Below are 21,528 nucleotides of genomic sequence, written 5' to 3' on the forward strand. Positions count from 1 at the left end.
GCGTCTCGATCGACAGGGTCGGATGGATCGGCGAGGACGCGGAGACGTTCCGGCAGATGTGGCACGCCCAGGTCGGACCGGCCTTCACGGCCTGCGCCGATCATCTTCGGCGCCGGAAGGACGAGCTGGCGAGCCATGCCGACGAACAGGATGCCGCCTCCGACGCCGACCCGGCTGGAGGTCCCGGGGGCGACGGGGAGGGATGGTCGCAGAGGGGTGACGGCACGTCCTCGGGATATCGGGGCGAGTCCAGCAATGAGGACGGGAGCCGGACGGAACTGCATCCCGAGGACCGGGAAGGGGACCCGGAGATACCTCCGGGGATCGAGGACTGGGACAAGTCCGACCCCAACGCGGAGAATGGGCATCACGCGCCGGACCAGGACATCGATCTCGACGACAGGCCCTTCAGCGTCGATGACATCAACCAGCGCGGCATCGGGGACTGCTGGTTCCTCGCTTCGCTCGGCGCCACGGCCCGCGCCGACCCCGCCTGGCTCCGGGAGCAGATCTCCGACAACGGCGACGGGACCTACACGGTGACCATGTATCACGAGGGGGAACCTGTGGAGATCACCGTCGAGGGCACGTTCAACGCCGCCGGAACCAAGGGTGGGGACGGCCAGCCGAACTGGGCCTCGATCTACGAGAAGGCGGCGGCGGAATACATGGGAGGTTCGTACGGAGACATCGTCGCGGACCAGCCGGAGCTCGCTCTCGAGATGATCACGGGCAACGACGCCCGCTATGCCGACGGCGCGACTCTCGAGGACATCCAGGGGTATCTCGAGGACGGTCCTGTCGTCGTCGACACGAAGGTCGAGGAGAACGGATGGTGGATCTTCGAGAGGGATCACGTCGAGGCCGACAACATCGTCCCGAACCACTCGTATGTGGTCGATGCGGTCGAGATGCGGGAGCACCCGCCCGGTTCCGGCACCATGGAGCAGATGATCAGGGTGCAGAACCCGTGGGGCCCGAATGCTCAGGTGAACGAGAATCCCGGAGGGAGCCTGTGGCTGACGGAGGCCGAGTTCCAGGAGAACTTCCGCCGCACGAACTATGTCGACGCACCGACCGCCGGAGAGTGAGGAGACGATGATGGAGTTCATCGATCACCCGCAGGGCACCCAGGCCATGCTCGGCAGCACCCTGGTGGGGATCATGCAGGTCGGACACACTGGCGAGGGGTCAGTGGTCCGGGTGATGATCCGCAGTCGGGATGGCGACCTGATCGTCACCGCCTTCGAGGGCGACGAGATCGCCATACCGGGCGATGGTTCCGCTGTCGTCGGCCCGGCCAGCGCGCCGGACGGGACCAGCGCACGATGGCGGATCGCACTGGCGCATCGGCCGTCTCCGATGCCCTGAGCCGAGGTCACGGCACGGCACGGCACGGCACGGCACGGCACGGAGCATCCGCCGCGTCAGCGCTCGCTGCGGTGCGCGACCCAGGAGCGGTGCAGCCCGGCGTAGATCCCGCCGTCGAGGGCGACCAGCTCGGCGTGGGTGCCGTGCTCGGCGAGGTCTCCGTGGTCGAGCACCATGATGCGGTCCGCGCGCTCGGCGGTGGAGAGCCGGTGGGCGATGGTGATGGTGGTGCGGCCGCGGGCGAGGCCGTCGATCGCCTGCTGCAGGCGCACATCCGCGGCGGGGTCGACGGCGCTGGTGGCCTCGTCGAGCACGATGATGTCGGGGTCGGCGAGGTAGGCGCGGGCGAGCGCGACCAGCTGCCGCTCGCCGGCGCTGAGGGATTCACCGCGCTGGCCGACGGGGGTCTCGAGCCCCTCGGGCAGCTCCGCGGCCCAGGTCGCCAGGCCCAGCTCCTCGAGCGCCTGCCGCATGTCCTCGGTGGTGGCGTCGGGTCTGCCGTAGAGCAGGTTCCCGGCGACCGAGGTGTCGAAGAGGAAGCCCTCCTGCGGGACCATGATCACGCGGGAGCGCAGGGAGTCGTAGGGCACCAGGTGCAGGGGGATCCCGCCGATCAGGATCTCGCCCGAGGCGGGGTCCATCATGCGGGTCAGCAGTTTGGCGAAGGTGGTCTTGCCGCTGCCGGTCTCGCCCACGATCGCGATGCGGGAGCGGGCGGGGATGGTCGCGTCGATGCCGTGCAGCACCTCAGGGCCGGTTGGATAGGCGAAGCGCAGGCCGCGGATCTCGATGTCGAGCAGGCCGTCCGGCAGCGGGGTCGCGCCGGGGACCGGCGGGCGGTGGCGGCCGGTGTGGGGGTCCATCGCACCGGCGGGGTCGGCGACGTCGGCCGGGGTGTCGAGCACGCCGAGCACGCGCCGCCAGCCGGCCACCGCGTTCTGCGCCTCGGAGAGCATCTCGATGCCCATCCGGACGGGCTGGCTGAACAGGGAGACGAGGAAGACGAAGGCGATCACGCCGCCGGCGGTGAGATCGGCGCCGGGCAGGTCGATGCCGAGTGCGCCGGTGCCCACCACGATGCCGACCACGACCACGATGGCGGTGGCGAGCCCGTCGGCCGTCTCCGAGAGGAAGAAGGACGCGGACTGCGGCTTCAGCACCGCGAACTGGGCGTTGCGCACCTCGCCGATGCGTCCCACCTGGGAGGCGCGGGTGCTCTCCTCGGTGCCATAGGCGCGCACGGTGGCGGAGCCGACGAGGGACTCGGAGATGGCGCCCAGCATCTCGCCGACGTTCGTGCGCACCCTCTGGTACCGGGCGCGGATGCGCTTCTGCAGCGAGCCCATGATGACCAGGATCGGCAGGTAGCAGATCCAGACGGCGAGGGCGAGCGGCCAGGAGTAGAAGGCCATCACCCCGGTCGCGAGGACGAGCTGCATGCTCATCACCACCAGCATGATGCCGCCGAAGCTCATGAACTGGCTGACGGTGTCGACGTCGCTGGTCACGCGGGAGACCAGCGCGCCGCGCTGCTCGGTGCCCTGGGTGAGCAGGGACAGATCGTGGATATGGCGGAAGGCGCGCTTGCGCAGGGTGGCCAGGGAGTGCTCGGCCAGGCGGAACAGGCGCCGGTTCATCAGCACGTTGCAGGAGGCGGTGACCAGCAGCACCAGGGCCGCGAGCCCGGCGGCGCCGGCGACGAAGGCGACGTCGGGCGTCTCCGGGGCGATGATCCCGCGGTCCAGGATCGACTGCACCGCGATCGGCACCACCACCTTGCCGGCGGTCGCGACCACGGCCAGCAGCAGGGTGATCCAGAGCCCGCGCAGCAGCTCAGGGGTGAGCGCGAGGCCGCGGCGGATGGTGGCGATCGCCCCCTCGTCGGTGGTGGTCTCGCTGCCGAGTGCGGAGGAGCCGGGGGCGGTCATCGGTCGCTCTTCTCATCGGTCTCGACGCCGGATTCGACGGCGGGCTGCAGCTCGACGGCGGGGAGGGCGCCGGTGCGGGTGGGCACCTCGCACTCGCCCTCGTCGGCCCCTGATTCCTCGTGGCGATGACGGCCGACGGCGCCGTGGATCGCGATCGCGCCGGTGACGGTGCGCTCCCGCTCGGCGGGCACGGCGACCGCGGGGTCGGGACCGTCGCTGGGCTGCGGGGCGGAGGCTTCGAGCAGGTTGTGGGAGATCGCGGCCTCGTCGTAGGCGTCGACCAGGGCGCGGTAGCCGGTGGAGCGGGTGCGCAGCTCCTCGTGAGTGCCGGTGTCCGAGACGCGGCCGTGGTCGAGGAAGACCACCTGGTCGGCGAGGGAGATGGTGGATTTGCGGTAGGCGATCAGCAGCAGCGTCGACTCGGTCATCTCGCGCCGGATCCCGTCGAGGATGGCGAGCTCGACGCTGGGGTCGCAGGCGCTGGTGGCATCGTCGAGGATCAGCAGCCGGGGCCTGCGGGCGAGGGCCCGGGCGAGCGCGATGCGCTGGCGCTGACCGCCGGAGAGCGAGCCGCCGCGCTCCCCCAGCTCGGTGTCCAGGCCGTCGGGGAGGGCGTCGACGAAGGTCTCGGCCTGGGCGACGCGCAGCGCCCAGCGCACGGTCTCCTCGTCGAGGTCCTCGCCGAGGGTGACGTTCTCGCGCACGGTCGCGTCGAACACGAAGGCCTGCTGGAGCACGAGGGCGACGTCCGCGGTGAGGGCGTCGGCGGTGAGGGTGCGCAGCTCGGCGCCGTCGAGGCTCATGGTCCCGGTGGTCGGTGCGACCAGGCCCGCGGCCAGCAGCGCGAGGCTGGACTTGCCGGAGCCGGTCGCGCCGACGACGGCGAGCACACGGGTGCCGGCGCGCGGGTCGGCGTGCAGGCTGACGTCGTGCAGGGCATGGCCCTTGCGCACCGTGAGACTCGCGCCGTCGACGCCGCGGCCGAGGATCACCTGGGACGGGTCGTCGAGGTAGACGAAGGAGACGCGGTCGATCTCGAGCACGCCCGGGCCGTCCGGGAGCGGGTCCGGGCCGTAGGTGCGCTCGTCGGCCACGTCGAGGATCTGCTGGACCCGGCCGCCGCCGACGACGGTGCGGGAGAGGTCCCCGAGCACCCAGCCGAAGGAGCGGATCGGCAGGGACATCAGGGTGAACAGGTACGCCACCTCGACCAGCTGGCCGGTGGTGAGGTGCCCGTCCCCGATCCGCCAGGCGCCGAGCACGGCGACGGCGAGGATGCCGAGGTTGGGGAGGGCGTCGATCGCGGGGTCGAACCAGCCGCGGATGTAGCCGAAGCGGATGCCCGTCTCCCGCAGGTCGTCCGCGGCGCGGCTGAAGCGCTTCTCCTCGATGTCCTCGCGGCCCAGCGACTTCACGACGTTCGCGCCGTCGAAGGACTCGTGGGCGATCTCGGCGACCTCGGCGCGCAGCTGCTGGGAGCGCATCGCGATGGGGGTCGCGAAGCGCTGCAGCATCACGTTGAGGATGATCAGCAGCACGATCAGGGCGAGCATGATCAGCAGGATCACCGGGTCGATGCGGGCCACGACGATCGTCGCGTAGACCAGCATCACGATGGTGGACAGCGCGAAGGGGAAGGGCGCCATCGCGAAGAACGTCGCCTCGACGTCGGAGTAGACGGAGGAGAGCAGGGTGCCGGTGGCCTGGCGGCGATGCCACAGCAGCGGCACCTTCGCGTACACCTCGACGATGCGTTCGCGGTAGAGGCGGAAGAGGTCGAACTGGGTGGCGGCGGCGAAGATGCGGCGGGCCATCACGGTCACGGCGCGGGCCACGGCGATGCCGAGGATCGCGAGGCCGCCGCCGATGAGCAGGGCGGGGGCCGCCTCGCCGCGCTCGAAGGAGGGCACGATGACGTGCTCGGTGACGCGGCCGATGACGGCGGAGGTCCCGATCTGCAGCAGGGCGAAGGCGACCGCGCCGAGCACGGCGAGCAGGAACCAGCGCCGCTGCTCCCAGGAGCCCTTCAGCAGGCGCTTCAGGCCCGGGATGAGGACGGCGGGGTGCTGGCGCTGGGTGGGCGCGGTCATACGGTGAGGAAGTGGACGACGACCGCGATCGCGAAGGTGATCGTGGAGAGCATCGCGAGGCTGAACTCGATGAGGATGCCGGTGCCGAGCGCCTTGATCGCCACCCACGCGGAGGTGAAGCCCTGCTTCCAGTCCTTCTGGCGCAGCGCCTCGCTGACGTACAGACCGATCAGGAACCCGATCGGCAGGCCGAGGAAGGGGATCACGAAGATGCCGACGATGCCGGCGGCGATGCCCACGTACACCGGCCACATCGGCACCTCGGCGGCGTGCAGCCGCTTCCCGGTGAGGACGTAGCTGGTGGTCATGCCGATCGCTCCGAAGATCAGCACGAGCGCGAAGGCGACCCACGCGGGCCAGCCCCCCACCACTATCGCCCAGATGAGGGTGGCGATGACCAGGGTGATGGTGCCGGGCAGCACGGGCACGACGATGCCCATGAGGCCCACGACGTAGGCCAGTCCGACCAGGACCGTCACGATGATCTGGACGGTCAGGGAGTCCACCACGGTTGTCCTCCAGGGTGCTCAGGGATGGGGGCGGTGCGCAGCGCAGGACGGCGCACGGGACGGGGCGAGCCGGGAAAGCGTCTGCACGGCCTCGTCCATCCTATAGGGAAGGGCCGACGGGCCACACGCGGAGCGCCCCTCGATCACGGCAGCCGCACCACCTGGCCGGCCCAGGCGAACCCGCCGCCGAAACCGATCAGCAGCGCCGTGGCCCCGGCGGGGATCCGCCCTGCCTCACGCAGCCGGGAGATGGCCAGCGGGATGGTTGCGGCAGAGGTGTTGCCCGAGGTGATGATGTCGTCCGCGACCACGGCGTCCTCCCGCAGGCCGAGGGCGGCGGCGAGCGGCTCGATCATCCGCAGATTGGCCTGGTGGGGGACGAACACGTCGATGTCCTCGATGCCGAGGCCCGCCGCCTCGACGATCCGTCGGGCGATGCCGGGCGCCTCGCGCAGCGCCCAGCCGAGCACCTGGCGACCCTGCTGGGCGAAGTAGGGTCCCTCGCCAGCGGCGTCGGCATTGATGGTGACGGCGTCGGCCAGCTCGGGCTCGGTGCCCCACACGACGGGGGCGATGCCGGGCTCCTCGCTCGCGCGCAGCACCATCGCGCCCGCCCCGTCGGCCGTGAGGATGCAGGTGGCGCGGTCGGTGTAGTCGGTGAAGGCGGAGAGCTTCTCAGCGCCGATCACCAGGGAGACCGCGGAGGCGCCGGTGCGGATCGACATGTCGGCGACGGCGAGGGCGTGCTCGAAGCCGGAGCAGGCCGCACCCACCTCGAAGGCGGCGGGGGCGGGGATGCCGAGCGCCTGGGCGACGCGGCCGGCGGCGCTCGGTGAGCGCTCCTCGTTCGAGCAGGTCGCGACGATGATCTGGGTGACCTCGGAGGGGTCCACGCCGGCGTCGGCGAGGGCGGCGCGGGCGGCGGCGGTCGCCATCTCCGGCACCCCTTCGCCCGCGGCGGCGATGCGTCGGGACTCGATCCCGGTGCGCTGTCGGATCCATTCGTCATTGGTCTCGACCAGCTGCTCGAGTTCGTGATTGGTCATCACGCGCTCGGGCCGGTAGTGGCCGGTCCCCACGATCTGCGAACCGGGGCTCAGGGGCGCCGCGCGGAGGGCGGGACGCGGTGCATCAGGGGATGAGGACATGTCGGCTCCTGCAGGATCGTGGCGGACCGGTGCGGCCCGCGCCCAGCAGGAGACCTTACGGTGCTGTCGTGAACGAGTTGATGCGGCTGGCCCTGGTGGGCATCGCGGGCGGACTCGGCGTCTTCGCCGTGATCCTGCTGCCCGCGATGGGGCTGCAGCGACGGCGCTTCGGGCGGGTGCGGCCCTCCCGGCTGACGGCGGTGGCGGCGATCTGCGTCTACACGATGAGCCTCGCCGGGCTGACGATCGCCCCTGCCTATGACGTGGCGACCACCTGTCGCAGCCGCTCGGGCGGTGCTCTGCGGCTGGACCCCTTCCATTCCCTCTCCGAGCTGCTGGGGATGCAGCGCGGCGGCGCCGGGCTGCTCGAGCTCGCCACCAGCTTCCCGGTGCTGCAGATCCTCATGAACATGGCGCTGTTCGTGCCCCTGGGGCTGATCCTGCGGGGCGTCTTCCGCCAGGACACCACCACCTCGCTCGCCCTCGCCGTGCTGCTGTCAGCGCTGATCGAGCTCACCCAGTACACCGGCGCGTTCGGGATCTATCCCTGCGGCGTGCGGATCGCGGACATCGAGGATCTGCTGAGCAACGCCGCCGGGGCCTGGGTCGGGGCGCTGCTCGCTCCGCTGCTGACGCGCTTACGGGTGCCGCTGTTCGCGAGGGAGGAGCGGCGGCGGGAGGCAGACGGCGACGGGGACGACGGCAGCGACACGGCCGACGGCACCGACGAGGTCGAGGACCTGTTCCGCCACGGTTTCTGATCGGGCGACCTGGGACCATCTGGTCCGTCAGGGACGTTCAGCGTCGTGCGGGCGGCCCGACCTCCAGCAGTCGAGGGTCCACCGCGCCGTCGAGCCAGGTGAGCAGGACGTCGTTGAACAGGCCGACGTCCTCGATGTTCCAGATGTGGTGCATCTTCGGGGCCAGGCGAAGCTGCGCCTGGGGTGCGGCGCGGCCGAGCAGGGCGAGGGAGTCGCGGAACACCGACGGGTCGTGCTCGGCAGCGATGGCGAGGATCCGTCCCGAGCCCGGGTTCAGACCAGCTGGAATGCCGCCGGTGAACAGCTCGGTCGTGAGCGCCGACATGCTCTCCTTGCGCAGGGTGAGCCCGTGGGAGACGAGCTGTTCCCGCCCTTCTGCATCGAGCCCGTAGGCCTTCGCCTGCAACTCCCAGAACCAGCGAGCGTCCCAGAGCGCGATCTGCAGGCGGCTGAGGGCGCGAGCGGTGCGGCCGACGGGAGCGAGGATCGCACCGGTCGCGAGTGTCGAGCGGACGCGGTCCGGGTGACGTGCGACCACCCGCAGCGCCGTGACCGCACCGAGGGAGAGGCCGACGAGGTGGAAGGGCTCGGCGACCCCGAGCTCGTCGGCCCGGGCGATCACTCCGTCTGCCACAGCATCCAGACCCGGCCAGGTCTCGGCGGCGCGATGACCGAATCCGGGGAGGTCCAGGGCGAGCACCACGCGGTCATCGAGCGCACCCAGCTGTTCGGTCCACATCCAGTTCGCGACGGTTCCGCCGTGCAGGAGCACGACGGGTGCGGCTGACCCTGGTCCGAGGGGAGGGTGGAGTTCGGGGAAGGTGGTCACGGTAGTGATCTCTCGGTGTCGTCGAGCCAGCGGAGCTCGGCGCGGGCATGCGTGATGCCGTGGTCGAGGGTGGCGAGGCGCAGGGTCCCGGCGCGGTTCCCCTCGGCCTCGTCCGCGATCTCGGGGCGCATCCCCTCGAACTCGGCGAGCCGCTCGGTCACTGCCGTACGGCGGTCTGCGACGAGTGTGCGCAGGGCGCCGTCATCGAGCTCGTCGGCGAAGAACAGTCGGGCCAGGAAGGGGTGACGGGAGGGCTGCGGCTCCGGGGGCGAGGTCAGCCACAGCGCGAGCGCGTGCCGGCCAGCGTCGGTGAGGCGGTGCTCCTGCCGATCCGGGGCACCGTGGCCGGGGATCGTCTCGACCTCCGCGTAGCCCTCGGCGACGAGGGTGGCGAGGGTGCGGTAGATCTGAGATTTGTCGGCCCACCAGAAGTGCCTCACGGAGGAGTCGAAGTGCCTTTTGAGGTCGTATCCGGTCATCGGGGCGAGGGCGAGGAGCCCGAGGATGATGCGCGAGAGGTTCACACCACTAGTAGACAATGCACCTAGGTGACTTGTCTACTATTGCTGACCGGGCGCCGCACCCCCTCAGGCGGTGATGGTCAGGCTCGAGCGGCTGTCTGCGCCGCGGCGCACGTGGATCTGCTCGGGGATCTGGGCCTTCATGTCGCCGACATGGCTGACGATCCCGATCACGCGGCCGCTCTCGGCGAGCCTGCCCACCTCCCGCACCACGGTCTCGAGGGTCTCGGGGTCCAGGCTGCCGAAGCCCTCGTCGATGAAGAGGGTCTCCATCTGCACTCCCCCGGCCTCGCCCATGACGATGTCCGCCAGGCCCAGTGCGAGGGCGAGGGAGACGAAGAAGGTCTCGCCGCCGGAGAGGGTCTCGGGCACTCGCACCTGGTCGGTGCGGCGGTCCAGGACCAGCAGGTCCAGGCCCGTCTTCTTCGCGCCGCGGGCGCCGGTGTCACGCAGCAGCTCGAGGTCGGAGCCGGAGAACAGGGCGAGGCGGGCGTTGGCGGCCTCGATGACGGCGTCCAGCCGCCACATGAGCACGTAGGTGGAGAGCTGCACGCGCTCTCCGTCGGCCGAGCGGCCGGTGGCGAGGTCGGCGACCCGCACGGTGATGCCGGCGTCCTCGCTGACGCTGCGCACCTGGGCCGAGGCGGTCTCGAGCGCGGTGCGGGCGGCGGCGCCCCGCTCGGAGATGCCGCGCTGGCGGGCGGCGAGACCGGCGGCCTCGGTGGAGGCTGCCTTCGCGAGGGTGAGCTTCTCATCGGCGGCGACCACGGCGGCCTCGGCCGCCTCCTTGGCCTCGTCGCTCGCGGAGACCTCGGCGATGCCCTCTTCTGACATGCCGTCGGTGAGCCGGGACTCGTCGACGGCGCGGGTCTGGACGAGCTTCTGCAGGCGGGTGCGCTCTGCGGGGACGAGCACTGCGGCGCGGACCGCGTCGGGAGTGGCGAATCCGCTGGCGGACAGCGAGGTCACCGCCTCGTCGGCGAGCTCGGCGGCACGCTGCTCGGCCTCGGTGCGGGTGCGCAGCACCTCTCGCAAGGCGGTCGCGGCCCGGGCACGGTCGCTGTGGGCACGGCGACGCGCGGCGATGGAGTCGTCCTCCCCGCGGGCCTCGGTGACCTTGGTGCGGTCGCTCGCGAGTGCGTCGGCTGCGGCGGTGATCTCGGTGCTCTCGCGTTCGACGGCGAGGGCGTCGTCCTGCTTGCGGCGGGTGAGGTGCTCGGTCTCCTCGTCGAAGGCGGCCAGGGCTGTCTCGAGCTCGGCAGCCTTCGTCTCGGCGGCGCGCGCCGCCGTGACCTCGGCCTGCGCGGTGTCGACGGCGGTCTCGGCGGTCTCGGGGGTGAGGTCTCCGGCGGCTTCGCGGAGCCGGGTGAGCTCCTGGCCGGCCAAGGCGTGCGCCTGGTCGGCGCGGGAGTGCGCCGCTTCGGCAGCTTGGCGGGCCTGCTCGGCGACTTCGACCTGCTCGGGACTGACGGCATCGTCAGCAGCCCCTGCCGGGTGGGGGTGCTCGAGTGCGCCGCAGACGGGGCAGGCGTCACCGCCCGTGAGGTCGACGGCGAGCTCGGCGGCGATCCCGGCGAAGCGGCGGCGGCGCAGCTCGGTCTCCGTCGCCGCCCGTTCCTGGGCCGTGCGGAGGGTGGTGGTCGCCTGCTCGCGCAGCGTCTCGACCTTCTTCTCGTGGGCGACAGCAGATGAGGTGGCCTGCTGTCGCTCCTCGGCGGTGCGCAGGGCGAGGCGGGCATCGCCCAGCACGGCGGCGGCTTTGCGGGCTGCGTCCCGCACGGTGATCTGCTCGGTGCGGCGGGCGGGCCGCGCTCCGAGCTGTGCGGTGAGGGCAGCGAGGGCGGTCGTCGCCGCAGTGAGCTGCTCGCGTCGCGCGGCGAGCTTCTGCTCGCGGGCGGGCAGTGCTGTCTCGAGCTCGACGAGATCCTTGAGCGAGCCGGCCGCGGTGGTGGCTTCGTCGGCGGCGGCCATCAGCTTCTCGTCGGCGTCCTCCTCTTCCAGCAGATCCACGAGCTCGCTCTGCTGCGGCCGGGTGGTGCTCGCCAGCTTCGCCAGAGCCTCGACCGCGACGGCCACCCGGGTGGAGGCGGCGTCGCGGCGGCGCAGCACTTCGACGACGGGTCGCGCGGACTCGTCGCGCTGCAGCGAGGTGCGTCCGATCTCGAGGGCGGGCTTCTCCATCGAGAGGCGTGCAGCCAGGGCGTCGAGCTCACGGCGACGATCGATGCGCTTGCGTGCAGCCGTGGCGCTCTCGGCGGCGGTGCGCGCAGCCAGCTCGAACTCGCCTGCCGTCTCTGCAGCGCCCTGTGCGTCGTCAGCCCGCGCGATGACCGCCGCGAGGTGCTCCCCGGCGAGCACCGCCAGCGGTTCCAGCCGCAGCGCCGTCGCATGCTCGTTGAGCACGGCGCTCTGTTCTGTCTCGAGCGCGGTGGCCTCGGTGAAGCGGGCGAGCGCAGTGCCGAGGGTCTGCTGGGCGGCGTCGACCTCTCGCTTGGCCCGCTTCCGCATCTCCTCGAGCTGCTTCTCCACCGCGGCGTAGGTCTCGGTGCCGAAGACGCGCTGCAGCACGGCCTGGCGTTCCCCGGTGCCGGCGCGCAGGAAGCGGGCGAACTCGTTCTGGGGCAGCAGGACGGTCTGGGTGAACTGGTCGCGGGTGAGGCCGACGGCCCGTTGGATCTCGCGGCCCACCTCGTCGATGCGGGTCGCGATCGCTTCAACGCCGCTGCCGCCGCCGGCGGTGTCGGCGATGACATCGGGGATCAGCTGCGGGGAGCCGATCCGCCAGAGCACGGCTTTGGCCTGCTCCTTGGTGGTGCCGGTGCCGCGCAGCTTCTGGCGCTGGAACTCGGGCTGGCGGCGCACCCGGTAGATCCCGGAGGCGGTCTCGAACACCATGTCCACCACGCTCGCCTCGGTAGGGGCGGCGAACTGGGAGCGGATCCGGTCGCTGCTGGTGACAGCGCCAGCGACCTGGCCGTAGAGGGCGTAGACGATCGCGTCGAGGATCGTGGACTTGCCAGAGCCGGTGGGGCCCTCGAGCAGGAACATGCCGCTCGCACCGAGGGCGGCGAAGTCGATCCGGGCGGTGCTCGCGAAGGGACCGATCCCGGTCAGTTGCAGGTGATGGAGCTTCACGAGGCTTCCTTCTGGCGGCGCACCGCGGTGTAGGCGCGGTCCAGGACGTCATGCTCGGCGGCGGTGGGGGCGGCGCCGGTGACGTGGGCGAGGAATTCGTCCATCACCTCGAGCGGGTTCTGCTCGCGGCGCACCACCGGGGTGCCCGCGCGCGCCTCCCTGCCCTCCGGTGCGTACTCGGTCAGCAGCAGGTCGGGGTACGCCTCACGCAACTGTTCCTGCAGGTGGGCGGGGCGAGCCGGGTCGGTGACGATGGCTTTGATCCAGTCGCCGCCGTGCTCGTCGCGCTGGCTGAGGATCTCTTCGAGGGTGCCGCGCAGCTCGGTGAGTGGGCGTGGGACGGGGGTCTGGATCCGTTCTACGGACACTGCCGCTCGGCCGTTATCTCTCGGGGCGCCGAGTTCGACCAGCAGCACGGACTTGTGGTGGTGGCGCTCGGAGAAGGAGAAGGCCAGCGGGGAGCCGGAGTACCAGGCGGGGGCACCGACGGTGCGGGTGAGGTCCTGGCAGCCGTGAAGGTGGCCGAGGGCCAGATAATCGATCCCGCCTAGCACCCCCGCGGGGACGGAGTCGACGCCGCCGACTGCGAGGTCGCGTTCGGAGTCGCTGGCCTCGCCACCGGTGACGAAGGTGTGGGCGAGCACGACGATGCGGGCGCCGGGGTGGGCGGCGGCGCGCTCGTGGACGCGGTCCAGTGCGGCACGGGTGACGGCCTCGTGACTGCGGGCCAGCGGCGGCTCCCCCTCGCCGACCAGCTCGGTGCGCGCACGGTCAGGTTCGAGATAGGGCAGGCCGAAGAAGAGCACCTCGCCGTGCTCGTCTTCGACGCTCACGGGGTGCTCGATGCCGGGGACGTCGGTGAGCAGGTGGACGCCTGCCTTCATCAGGCCGCGGCCGAAGCCGAGCCGTTCCGGGGAGTCGTGGTTGCCGGAGGTGAGGACCACGGTGGCGCCGGTGTCTGCGAGGCGGGCCAGTGCACTGTCGAGCAGCTTCACGCTGCTCACCGCGGGGACAGCGCGGTCGTAGACGTCGCCGGGGATGACGACGACGTCGACCTGCTCTGCCCGGACCAGGGCCACCAGCCAGTCGAGGAAGACGGCCTGATGCTCGTGCAGGTCGACCTTGTGCAGGGTGCGTCCCAGGTGCCAGTCCGAGGTGTGCAGGATCTTCATGCCCCGAGCCTACGAGCGGGGACTGACAGCCGGCACCGCCATGCACAACCGGCAGGTCAGACCACCGGCAAGTCACACCACCGGCAAGTCCTGGGCATGCCGACGTCCCGGAGCACGGGAGAGTGCGCCAGGTGCGGCGGGATCTACGTGGGCCGACAGCCACGACGGCCACCTGACGCCACCGGGACTCCGGTGAACCAGTGCACCGGGGTGCTGGCGCGGCGACCAGTGGGCGAGTCAGTAGGGCGGGGGCCCGTACTCGTCCCAGGGTCCGGGCGGGATCTCGGTCCCGCCTGGCGGTGGTGGTGGTGGCGGTGCCGACGGCGGTGGCGGTGGCGGTGCCGACGGCGGTAGCGGTGGCGGTTCATCCTTGCCGGTCGCAGGCTCAGTGGCCGGCTCCCCGGCATACGTGCCGCGCAGGAAGGCGACCCACGCGCGCTCGAGATCTGCGGCGATCTGGAGGCTCGCGGTGTCGAGTTCGTCGGTCGCGGTGGCGACGTCGCCATGGTGGCCGATGGCCCAGCGGGTCCGGCCGGGTTCACTGGCCCGAGTCGGGAGGCGAGTGGGGTCCAGGAGGCCGTTGGTCTTGTCAAGATGGTGCTGCCAGCACAGCAGATGGAGGTTCTCGATCTCGGTGAGCCCGCCCTCCCCCGGGGTGCCGCGCAAGCATTCCTCGATGTGATCGCACTGGGAGGCCCAGGAGGTGGGCCGGGTGCAGCCGGGGACCGCGCACTGGGCATTGCGCAGGCGCATGTGCTCGAGCATCGCGGCGGTGGGTTCGAATCTGTCCGCGGGCAGCGGGAGGAAGGCTCCGCTGCAACGGTCCGTGAGGACTCGGTACCAGGTGCCCGTGCTGCCGGCGAGAGAGCGGGCGAGCGCTGGGGGAAGCGGGATGGTGCCGTCGAGGCTGCCGGGTTCATCCGAGGCGCCGAGGAGGGTGAGCGCGGGGACGGTGATGTTCAGGCGGAACCGCTCGCCGGGGACATGCACTCCCTCGAGGTCCAACGCCGCCGTGGTCATGAGCACGAACCGCAGCTGGTTCAGCGGCAGTGCCTTCCCGGTGTCCAGGACCGTGCCGTCCGGGTCATGCGGGATCGGGGTGCCGTCGCGAAGCGCGGCGCGCTGGGCCGCTTGGATCGCCCGGGCAGACTCGTCGAGCTGCTTCCACTGCGCGAGGATCTCCGGGATCGGACCACTGATCTGGAGAGTCCCCATCCCAGGTGCGACGCTCGGCAGCAGGTCGACGCTACGGGTGAGCGCGGCGAGCGGATCCGGGTGCTCCTCACGCTGTTCGAGCAGCGCAATGAGCTTCTTCAGCAGGGTGAAGAAACGTTCCGCGGTGATATCCGGGGACCAGGAGGCGACAGCGATATCCAGATTCTTGCGGGAGCTGTCGGAGAGCTGGCGAGAAGTTTTCAGCATTTTCTGGAACCACGCCGCGGGCAGGTTCCCGGATTCCAGCTCCACAAGGCACTGCGGAAAGAGGTGCACCGCCTGGTAGGCGTCCCGCAGCTGCCAGCCGGCGGCACCGCGTGTCACCCTCAGCGCGAGACCGGCCCGCAGAGTCTCCACCTCATCGAGCTCGGTGACCTCCTCATATCCGCCGTCGTGCTCATAGAGGTCAGCCAGGGCGCGATACTTCTCCGCCAGGCAGAGCGCGGTGCGCTTCTCCGCATCCCACACTCGCTGGGTGGCCTCGCTGAGCTGAGGGTCGTCCATGCTCTTCCCGCGGCGGGGCAGTGACTCACGGGTGAGCGCCTGGCGCGCTGTGACGATCCGCAGGTGCGTGGGAAGCGACGCAAGGAAGGCTGCGTCGGCCGATTCGTCGCGACCCTCGTCATCGAACAGCGACGACGAATTCTCCACGGCGCTCATAGCGCTCCCCCTCCTTGCCGCCTCGCATCTGGTCGCGGACTCCGAAGTCCGCGAGGGGCGGGCCTCCCTGCCCATCCGACACCTCGATTTTATCGGAATGCCCCGACAATCGACAGGACGCGGGCCAATTGTGGATAACTTTCAGACAGCATCCCAGAACGCCCAGAGGGCTGGGCCCTGAGACATTCTTTCCTCCACAGTGCAGGGTTATCCACAATGCGGAGGCGAGGAGGGTGTTCCACCGGATGGATGGGCGCTGGCAGCCCAGGGCTCTCGCCCTGGAACGGGCCTGGCCGTCGGCGCGGTCCGTCCTGCGGCGTCATTGTGGGGACGGCCTCCCCGTGACCTCGGGGCCGGGACGGCGTAGCGTGCGAACATGACCGCCGACGATCAGTCCACTCCCGCCTCCTCTCCCGCCGATCCCACCGCAGAACTCACCGCCGACGTCGTCGTGATCGGCGGTGGGCCAGTGGGCGAGAACATCGCCCAGTACGCGATCGAGGGCACCGACCTCACCGCGATCCTCGTCGAGGGCGAGCTGCTGGGCGGCGAATGCTCCTATTACGCCTGCATGCCCTCGAAAGCGCTGCTGCGGCCGCTCGCCGTCGCGGGCGCTGCGGCGAACCTGCCAGGGATCAGCACCCCGGAAGTCGACCGCGAGGCGCTGCTGGCCCGGCGCGACACCTGGGTCTCGCACTATGACGACTCCGGGCAGATGGAGTGGGCCAAGGGCGCAGGCCTGCAGGTGGTGCGGGGGCACGGACGGATCATCGGCGAGCGCGAGGTGCTGGTCGAGGCGGTGGACGGCGGAGGGCCGACGCTCGTGCGCACCACCCGCGCCGTCGTGATCGCGACCGGCTCCCAGGCGGTCACCCCCGATGCGCTGAAGGAGCTGCTGCCCTGGACCTCGCGCGATGCGACTGGGGTGCGCGAGGTGCCGGGCGAGCTGGTGATCGTCGGCGGCGGCGTGGTCGCGGTCGAGGCGGCGACCTGGATGGCAGCGCTCGGCAGCGAGGTCACCCTGCTGGTGCGCGGCGGCACACTGCTGTCAGGCTTCGAGCCCTTCGCCGGGAAGCACGTGCAGGACGGCCTGGAAGCTCTCGGCGTCGACGTGCACCTGGGCACCACCGTGCTCTCCGGCGAACGCGACGGAGCCCGGGACACCGGGCTCGGCCAGCTCCACGGCGGGCGGGTCACGCTGCAGATCGAGGACTCGAGCGGGCGGCGGGAGGTCGTCGCCGACGAGGTGCTGGCAGCGACAGGTCGGCGGCCTCGACTCGCCGATGTCGGCCTCGCATCGATCGGCCTGGTCCCGGAGGACGTCACGGGTGCGGAGCGCCCCACCTCGGACGATGCCACCGGCGCGCCGCTGCCCGAGTGGCTGCACGCCGTGGGCGATGCGAGCGGGGAGGCGCCGCTGACGCACTGGGGCAAGTACCGGGCCCGCGTGATCGGGCAGGCGATCCGCGCCGGCGCCACCGGAGAGGCGCTCGAGCCGGTGCCCGAGTCCGTCCCGGTGCCGCAGGTGGTGTTCACCGATCCGCAGGTCACCTCCGTCGGCCTCACCGAGGCGGCGGCCCGGGAGGCCGGGCACGATGTGGTCACCTCGCAGGTCCCCTTCAGCGGGGCGGCCGGTTCTGCGCTGCTGCGCGACGACGTCACCGGCACCGCCCAGCTGGTGGTCGATCGAAGGACGCGCACGCTGGTGGGAGCGACCTTCGTCGGCCCCGATGCCTCCGAGCTGATCCATGCCGCGACCATCGCGATCGTCGGGCAGGTGCCGGTGCACGTGCTGCGACACGCGGTGCCGAGCTATCCGACCGCCTCCGAGCTGTGGCTGCGCCTGCTCGAGGAGCTGCCGCGAGAGCTGCGCGCGGGCTGAACAGGGCTTCCGCACCGCCCTCCTCCCTTCGGAGGAGATGACAGATAACACTGGTCCCGGGGCCGACGGATCGGGTGGAATGGGGTGTGCCGCGACTCCGCGGCGCCGTCCCGCACCACCTCGGAGGATCATGTTCACGCGGCTGAAGCGCTCCCGCCAGCTCCGGCGGGCGAAGCCCGGTGACGGCAGCGCGCTGAAGGATCTGCGCTGGTGGCAGCTGCTGACGCGCACCCAGTTCTTCCTGGATCCGGCCGAGCCCGAGGGCCGCCCTGCGCGCTACACCGTGGACGTCCGCTATCTCGCCAGCGAGCTCGAGGGCGGGAAGATCGCCGAGGGCGCCCGCCATGCACCGGTGGCGCTTTATCGCGATGGCCTGCAGCAGCAGATCGCGACGCCGCCGGTGGCCTTCGCGGTGCCGGGCGGGGTGATCGAGGTGGCGACCAGCACCTACGGGCTGACCCGGATGCATCATGTGCCAGAGGGCAGTCGCGAGGGGCGCACGCTACGTCCGCATCAGCGCTCACTCGAGGGCCTGCGAGCCCGTTTCGGCCGACGCCACCCGGGCCCGAGCCGGGCGATCGGAGCGCTCGCGGTCCTCATCCTCTTGATGGGCCTCGTGCTGATGGTGCCCCAGGCCGCAGAGCTGATCACGAGCCTGGATCCGGTCGCCGAGCGGGTGGGCACCTTCACCTCCCCGATACAGCTGCCGGCCTGGGCGAACACCTCGCTGATCATCGCCGGCGCGCTGGCGGCGAGCGAGCGGGCACTGACCCTGCGGAACCACTGGCTGATCGATGCGGACACGACGTGGACCAGCTTCGGCTGAGGCTCCAGCTGCTGCCGGCCGCCCACTGATTGCTGTCCCGCGGCGAGGAAACCGGTCGCCGCGCCCCCGCCCTTCGTCGTACCGTCGGTGCCATGCCCCCGCTGCCTCCGCCTCTCGACCAGCCCGCAGGGCCTGACGCGCTCTACGCCGATCCGCGCCTCGCCGCCTGCTACGACACCTTCGACGGGGAGCGCGACGACCTCGACCACTACTGCACGATCCTCACCGAGCTCGGTGCACACTCGGTGATCGATGTGGGCTGCGGGACCGGCGCGCTCGCGGTGCGTCTGGCGGCCGACGGGGCCTCGGTGACCGGCGTGGATCCCGCTCTCGCGTCCCTCGAGGTGGCGCGTGGGAAGCCGCACGCCGAACAGGTGCACTGGATCCACGGCACCGCGCCGGACCTCCCGGCGCTCGACGCCGACGCCGCCGTGATGACCGGCAACGTCGCCCAGGTGTTCGTCTCCGACGAGGCGTGGGCTGAGACCTTGCGCGGGATCCGCGCGGCACTGCGCGACGGCGGGGCGCTGGTGTTCGAGTCCCGTCGTCCCGAGCGCCGGGCCTGGGAGGAGTGGCAGCAGGACACCGCGGAATCACGTCATGAGGTGCCCGGGCTGGGGCTGGTCCGCTCCCGCCCCACCCGCTTCGAGGTCGCGCTGCCCCTGGTCACCTTCGCCGATGAGTTCACCTTCGAGGACGGCTCCACGCTCACCTCGACCTCGACGTTGCGTTGGCGCACCGAGGCGGAGCTGCGCTCCACGCTCACGGAGGCCGGGTTCGCGGCCCAGGAGTTCCGCGACGCCCCGGACCGGCCCGGGCGAGAGTTCGTGGTGGTCGCCCGGGCGGTGTGAGGGCACCCGACGGCGGCGCGGGCTCAGCCCTCAGCGCCAGCTTCGGTGCCGGTCCCGGTGTAGAACCCGTAGGTGGCGTCGGCCCGCTGCTGGGCGACGTCCGCATCCTCTCCGGAGGCGGTGTGGGCCACGGCCCAGCCGTCCGCCGCGCCGCGGTAGAAGGAACGACCCTCCTCGGTGAAGGCCCAGGCCTCCGCCTCCGACGGGGCGAGCGACCCCCCGGTCGCGCCGAGGTGCAGGGCCAGGCCCAACAGGCCGCCGTCCCAGCCGACGCCCGTGGCGCCGGGGCCGAAGGTCTCCCACATCTCGGCGGGGATGTCCGCGGTGAGCGAGGTGTGCTCGAGCTCGAAGCGGGTGGTGTCCTCGCCGTCGGCGGCCAGGCGGATGGTCAGCCAGGACACCCCGCCCATCATCTCCCAGGTCACGGAGTACTCGGCGGTGCCGTCGGCCGGAGGTTCGCAGGCGAGGATCTCGCCGCCGGCGTTGCCCTCGAACTGGTAGCGGCCGCCGAGCTGGAGGTCGCCGCTGATCGGCAGGAACCAGCGCTGGATGCGCTCGGCGGTCGTGACCGCATCCCAGACGTCGGCGAGCGCGGCGGGGTAGCTCTGCTCGAGCGTCTGGACGTGCGCGGGGGCGCCATCCCGCTCCTCGACGCGATAGGCGCGAGTGACGGACTGCAGCTGGGTGGGGACATCGACCATGTCAGGTCTCCTTCTCGATAGTGGTGGTGGAACTGATGGTTTCTGCGCTGAGCCGGCGCTGCCGCTTGCCGCGAGCGAGCTCGGTGCCGAGCGCGTCGAGCTTCGGCAGCCAGAAGCGCTCGAAGGGGCTGAGCCAGTCCTTCGCCTCGCGCGGGCCGCGAGCGTCGACCGCATAGAGCCGTCGTCGCCCCTCGGCCCGGACGGTCGCGAAGCCGTGCTCGCGCAGGACACGCAGGTGCTGGGAGACGGCCGGCTGGCTGATCCCGAACTCCTGCTGCACGATCTCGCCGATTTCCCCCGCGCTGAGCTCCGGGGTGCCGCCCACGGGCGCATCAGGATCCCCGTCGTCGGCGAGGAGTTCGAGGATCCGCCGCCGCACGGGGTCGCCGAGGACATCGAGCGCGTGCATGCCCTGATCCTCCCCTCGAATAACGCATAAGTCAAGTCTTATGCATTGCGAGTGTCCTCCCTCAGCGGCGAGTGGCCAGCACGATCGCCCGGTAGGCGACGCCGAGCAGCACCAGGCCCACCCCGGCGACGACGGTGCTGCCGGGCAGCGCTGCGACCAGCAGCACGCAGCCGACGAGGCCCAGCACCTGCAGCACCTTCGGGAACAGGCGCCACTGGCCCACCTGGGTGAGCGCGGCGAGGTTCGCGACCGCGTAGTACAGCAGCACCCCGAAGGAGGACGCGGCGATCGCGACCAGCACGTTCGAGGCCAGCAGCACCAGCAGCACGATCGCGATCCCGGCGACCGCTTCGGCCCGCTGCGGCACTGCGTAGCGGTTGCTGGAGCGGGCGAGCGGGCGGGGCAGGTCGCCGCCGCGCGCCATGGCGAGCATGGTGCGGGAGACCCCCGCGACCAGGGCGAGCAGGGCGCCGGAAGCAGCGGCGACCGCACCGACGGTGATGACCACGCTCCACGCCTCGCCCGCGCCCACAGCCTGCAGGGCGGCGAGGAAGGGTGCGGGCCCCCAGCCCTGGTCCCCGGGGGCGGGGCCGACGAGGACCAGCACGATCGACAGCGCGAGGTACAGCACCGCCACCACGCCGAGGGCCACCAGGATCGCGCGGGGGATGGTGCGGCGCGGGGCGATGACCTCCTCGCCGAGGGTGGCGACCCGGGCGTAGCCGGCGAAGGCGAAGAACATCAGCGCCGCCGCCTGGATCACGGCGAGCACGATCCCGGCCGCTCCCCCGGTCCCGGCGCCGAGCACCGCTGCCAGTCCCCCGTCCCACAGCCCGGCGCGGGCACCGGCGAGCGGGCCCGGCACGACCCAGGCTCCTGCGCCGCCATCGCCCGCCGCGCCCGCAGCGTCCGCAGCACCGGTGCCCGAAGCGGTCAGCAGGCCGACGAGCAGCCTCCCGCCGGTCAGCACCAGCGCAGCGAGCGCGACCGTGACCAGCACCCGGGCCAGCGCCGCGGTGCGGGTGATGCCCACCAGGTTCACGCCGGTCAGCGCCACCACCACGAGTGCCGCGACGATCCGCTGGAGCGGTTCGGGCACCAGGTAGGCGGAGATCACCAGGGCCATCGCCGCGCAGGAGGCGATCTTCCCGATCACGAAGCACCAGCCGGCGAGGAAACCCCACCAGTTGCCGAGCTGCTCGCGCCCGTAGTGATAGGTGCCGCCGGAGCTGGGATGCTGGGCGGCCAGCTGCGCGGTGGAGGTCGCATTGCACAGGGCGACCGCGGCGGCGATCAGCACCGCCAGCGGGGCGAGAGCGCCCGCGAGGTCCTGGGCGGCGCCGAGGGAGACGAAGGCTCCCGCGCCGATCATCGAGGCGAGACCGATCACGACGGCATCGCGCAGTCCCAGCCGGCGGGCGAGCCCCCCAGGGATGGGGCCCTGGGACGTGAGCCGGCCGACGGCGGGGTTGGTGGGGACGGGGCCGTCCAGCTCGGAGCTGCCGGGAGTGGTGGTCATG

Annotated in this window: 18 protein-coding genes; 6 read left to right on the forward strand and 12 right to left on the reverse strand. The window is 71.5% G+C overall.

From position 1 onward, the window contains the following. Both ACT3T9_RS17655 and ACT3T9_RS17660 read left to right on the forward strand, forming a co-directional pair. Window positions 1–1,091, forward strand: a 1,091-nt coding sequence (locus tag ACT3T9_RS17655; protein ID WP_444607192.1) for a C2 family cysteine protease, incomplete at its 5' end; no start/stop codon positions are given. A 7-nt stretch (window positions 1,092–1,098) separates the two neighbouring features. Next, a complete protein-coding gene (locus tag ACT3T9_RS17660; protein WP_191460191.1) occupies window positions 1,099–1,371 on the forward strand; it encodes a hypothetical protein in 273 nt (90 codons plus the stop codon). Between the two features lie 56 nt (window positions 1,372–1,427). Here the strand turns inward: ACT3T9_RS17660 and ACT3T9_RS17665 are convergent, their stop codons facing one another. From ACT3T9_RS17665 to ACT3T9_RS17680, 4 genes are all read right to left on the reverse strand, one after another. Beyond that, window positions 1,428–3,299, reverse strand: coding sequence for an ABC transporter ATP-binding protein (locus ACT3T9_RS17665; RefSeq protein ID WP_444607193.1), 1,872 nt, complete (start codon window positions 3,297–3,299; stop codon window positions 1,428–1,430). After that, a complete protein-coding gene (locus ACT3T9_RS17670; protein WP_444607194.1) occupies window positions 3,296–5,389 on the reverse strand; it encodes an ABC transporter ATP-binding protein in 2,094 nt (697 codons plus the stop codon). The genes ACT3T9_RS17665 and ACT3T9_RS17670 overlap by 4 nt, the downstream gene beginning before the upstream one ends. Next, window positions 5,386–5,895, reverse strand: coding sequence for a DUF456 domain-containing protein (locus tag ACT3T9_RS17675; protein ID WP_444607195.1), 510 nt, complete (start codon window positions 5,893–5,895; stop codon window positions 5,386–5,388). Before ACT3T9_RS17675 ends, ACT3T9_RS17670 begins: the two co-directional genes overlap by 4 nt. 146 nt (window positions 5,896–6,041) lie before the next feature. Then, a complete protein-coding gene (locus ACT3T9_RS17680) occupies window positions 6,042–7,046 on the reverse strand; it encodes a beta-ketoacyl-ACP synthase 3 (RefSeq protein WP_444607196.1) in 1,005 nt (334 codons plus the stop codon). 68 nt (window positions 7,047–7,114) lie between these two features. Here ACT3T9_RS17680 and ACT3T9_RS17685 point away from each other — a divergent pair, with 68 nt between their 5' ends. Next, window positions 7,115–7,807 (forward strand): VanZ family protein, encoded by a 693-nt coding sequence (locus tag ACT3T9_RS17685; protein WP_441445015.1) that lies wholly within the window; start codon window positions 7,115–7,117, stop codon window positions 7,805–7,807. Between the two features lie 37 nt (window positions 7,808–7,844). Here ACT3T9_RS17685 and ACT3T9_RS17690 read toward each other — a convergent pair whose 3' ends face one another. From ACT3T9_RS17690 to ACT3T9_RS17710, 5 genes are all read right to left on the reverse strand, one after another. After that, window positions 7,845–8,636: an alpha/beta fold hydrolase gene (locus tag ACT3T9_RS17690; protein WP_441445016.1), complete on the reverse strand. Its 792-nt coding sequence runs from the start codon at window positions 8,634–8,636 to the stop codon at window positions 7,845–7,847. Next, window positions 8,633–9,160 carry a PadR family transcriptional regulator gene (locus ACT3T9_RS17695; RefSeq protein WP_441445017.1) on the reverse strand — a complete coding sequence of 176 codons (528 nt, stop codon included), beginning with the start codon at window positions 9,158–9,160 and terminating at the stop codon, window positions 8,633–8,635. The genes ACT3T9_RS17690 and ACT3T9_RS17695 overlap by 4 nt, the downstream gene beginning before the upstream one ends. Before the next feature lie 63 nt (window positions 9,161–9,223). Beyond that, complete coding sequence (locus tag ACT3T9_RS17700) at window positions 9,224–12,292, reverse strand: AAA family ATPase (protein ID WP_441445018.1); 3,069 nt, start codon at window positions 12,290–12,292, stop codon at window positions 9,224–9,226. Beyond that, on the reverse strand, window positions 12,289–13,464 hold the full coding sequence (locus ACT3T9_RS17705; protein ID WP_441445019.1) for an exonuclease SbcCD subunit D: 1,176 nt from the start codon (window positions 13,462–13,464) through the stop codon (window positions 12,289–12,291). The genes ACT3T9_RS17700 and ACT3T9_RS17705 overlap by 4 nt, the downstream gene beginning before the upstream one ends. Before the next feature lie 237 nt (window positions 13,465–13,701). Further along, a complete protein-coding gene (locus ACT3T9_RS17710; protein WP_441445020.1) occupies window positions 13,702–15,339 on the reverse strand; it encodes an HNH endonuclease signature motif containing protein in 1,638 nt (545 codons plus the stop codon). Window positions 15,340–15,715: 376 nt separating this feature from the next. Here ACT3T9_RS17710 and ACT3T9_RS17715 point away from each other — a divergent pair, with 376 nt between their 5' ends. The 3 genes from ACT3T9_RS17715 (at window position 15,716) to ACT3T9_RS17725 (ending at window position 18,898) form a co-directional block, all read left to right on the forward strand. Continuing rightward, entirely contained in the window at window positions 15,716–17,221 is a 1,506-nt protein-coding gene (locus tag ACT3T9_RS17715) for a dihydrolipoyl dehydrogenase family protein (protein WP_441446096.1), read from the forward strand. Window positions 17,222–17,351: 130 nt separating this feature from the next. Next, window positions 17,352–18,047 carry a hypothetical protein gene (locus tag ACT3T9_RS17720; RefSeq protein WP_441446097.1) on the forward strand — a complete coding sequence of 232 codons (696 nt, stop codon included), beginning with the start codon at window positions 17,352–17,354 and terminating at the stop codon, window positions 18,045–18,047. Window positions 18,048–18,139: 92 nt separating this feature from the next. After that, window positions 18,140–18,898: a class I SAM-dependent methyltransferase gene (locus tag ACT3T9_RS17725; RefSeq protein WP_441446098.1), complete on the forward strand. Its 759-nt coding sequence runs from the start codon at window positions 18,140–18,142 to the stop codon at window positions 18,896–18,898. Between the two features lie 23 nt (window positions 18,899–18,921). Here the strand turns inward: ACT3T9_RS17725 and ACT3T9_RS17730 are convergent, their stop codons facing one another. The 3 genes from ACT3T9_RS17730 to ACT3T9_RS17740 form a co-directional block, all read right to left on the reverse strand. After that, window positions 18,922–19,599, reverse strand: a complete 678-nt coding sequence (locus tag ACT3T9_RS17730; protein ID WP_441446099.1) for an SRPBCC domain-containing protein — start codon at window positions 19,597–19,599, stop codon at window positions 18,922–18,924. A 1-nt stretch (window position 19,600) separates the two neighbouring features. After that, window positions 19,601–20,008: an ArsR/SmtB family transcription factor gene (locus tag ACT3T9_RS17735; RefSeq protein ID WP_441446100.1), complete on the reverse strand. Its 408-nt coding sequence runs from the start codon at window positions 20,006–20,008 to the stop codon at window positions 19,601–19,603. A 61-nt stretch (window positions 20,009–20,069) separates the two neighbouring features. Beyond that, window positions 20,070–21,527, reverse strand: a complete 1,458-nt coding sequence (locus tag ACT3T9_RS17740) for an APC family permease (RefSeq protein WP_444607197.1) — start codon at window positions 21,525–21,527, stop codon at window positions 20,070–20,072. Between the last annotated feature and the right edge of the window lies 1 nt (window position 21,528).

It is taken from the genome of Brachybacterium sp. AOP29-B2-41 (genome assembly GCF_052378395.1).
GTDB lineage: Bacteria > Actinomycetota > Actinomycetes > Actinomycetales > Dermabacteraceae > Brachybacterium.

Excerpts from the sequence above, each read along its gene's own strand:
- ACT3T9_RS17705 (WP_441445019.1), bottom strand. The coding sequence starts at position 13,464 with ATGAAGATCCTGCACACCTCGGACTGGCACCTGGGACGCACCCTGCAC.
- ACT3T9_RS17740 (WP_444607197.1), bottom strand. The coding sequence starts at position 21,527 with ATGACCACCACTCCCGGCAGCTCCGAGCTGGACGGCCCCGTCCCCACC.
- ACT3T9_RS17670 (WP_444607194.1), bottom strand. The coding sequence starts at position 5,389 with ATGACCGCGCCCACCCAGCGCCAGCACCCCGCCGTCCTCATCCCGGGC.
- ACT3T9_RS17735 (WP_441446100.1), bottom strand. The coding sequence starts at position 20,008 with ATGCACGCGCTCGATGTCCTCGGCGACCCCGTGCGGCGGCGGATCCTC.
- ACT3T9_RS17680 (WP_444607196.1), bottom strand. The coding sequence starts at position 7,046 with ATGTCCTCATCCCCTGATGCACCGCGTCCCGCCCTCCGCGCGGCGCCC.
- ACT3T9_RS17725 (WP_441446098.1), top strand. The coding sequence starts at position 18,140 with ATGCCCCCGCTGCCTCCGCCTCTCGACCAGCCCGCAGGGCCTGACGCG.
- ACT3T9_RS17710 (WP_441445020.1), bottom strand. The coding sequence starts at position 15,339 with ATGAGCGCCGTGGAGAATTCGTCGTCGCTGTTCGATGACGAGGGTCGC.
- ACT3T9_RS17730 (WP_441446099.1), bottom strand. The coding sequence starts at position 19,599 with ATGGTCGATGTCCCCACCCAGCTGCAGTCCGTCACTCGCGCCTATCGC.
- ACT3T9_RS17660 (WP_191460191.1), top strand. The coding sequence starts at position 1,099 with ATGATGGAGTTCATCGATCACCCGCAGGGCACCCAGGCCATGCTCGGC.
- ACT3T9_RS17720 (WP_441446097.1), top strand. The coding sequence starts at position 17,352 with ATGTTCACGCGGCTGAAGCGCTCCCGCCAGCTCCGGCGGGCGAAGCCC.
- ACT3T9_RS17715 (WP_441446096.1), top strand. The coding sequence starts at position 15,716 with ATGACCGCCGACGATCAGTCCACTCCCGCCTCCTCTCCCGCCGATCCC.
- ACT3T9_RS17665 (WP_444607193.1), bottom strand. The coding sequence starts at position 3,299 with ATGACCGCCCCCGGCTCCTCCGCACTCGGCAGCGAGACCACCACCGAC.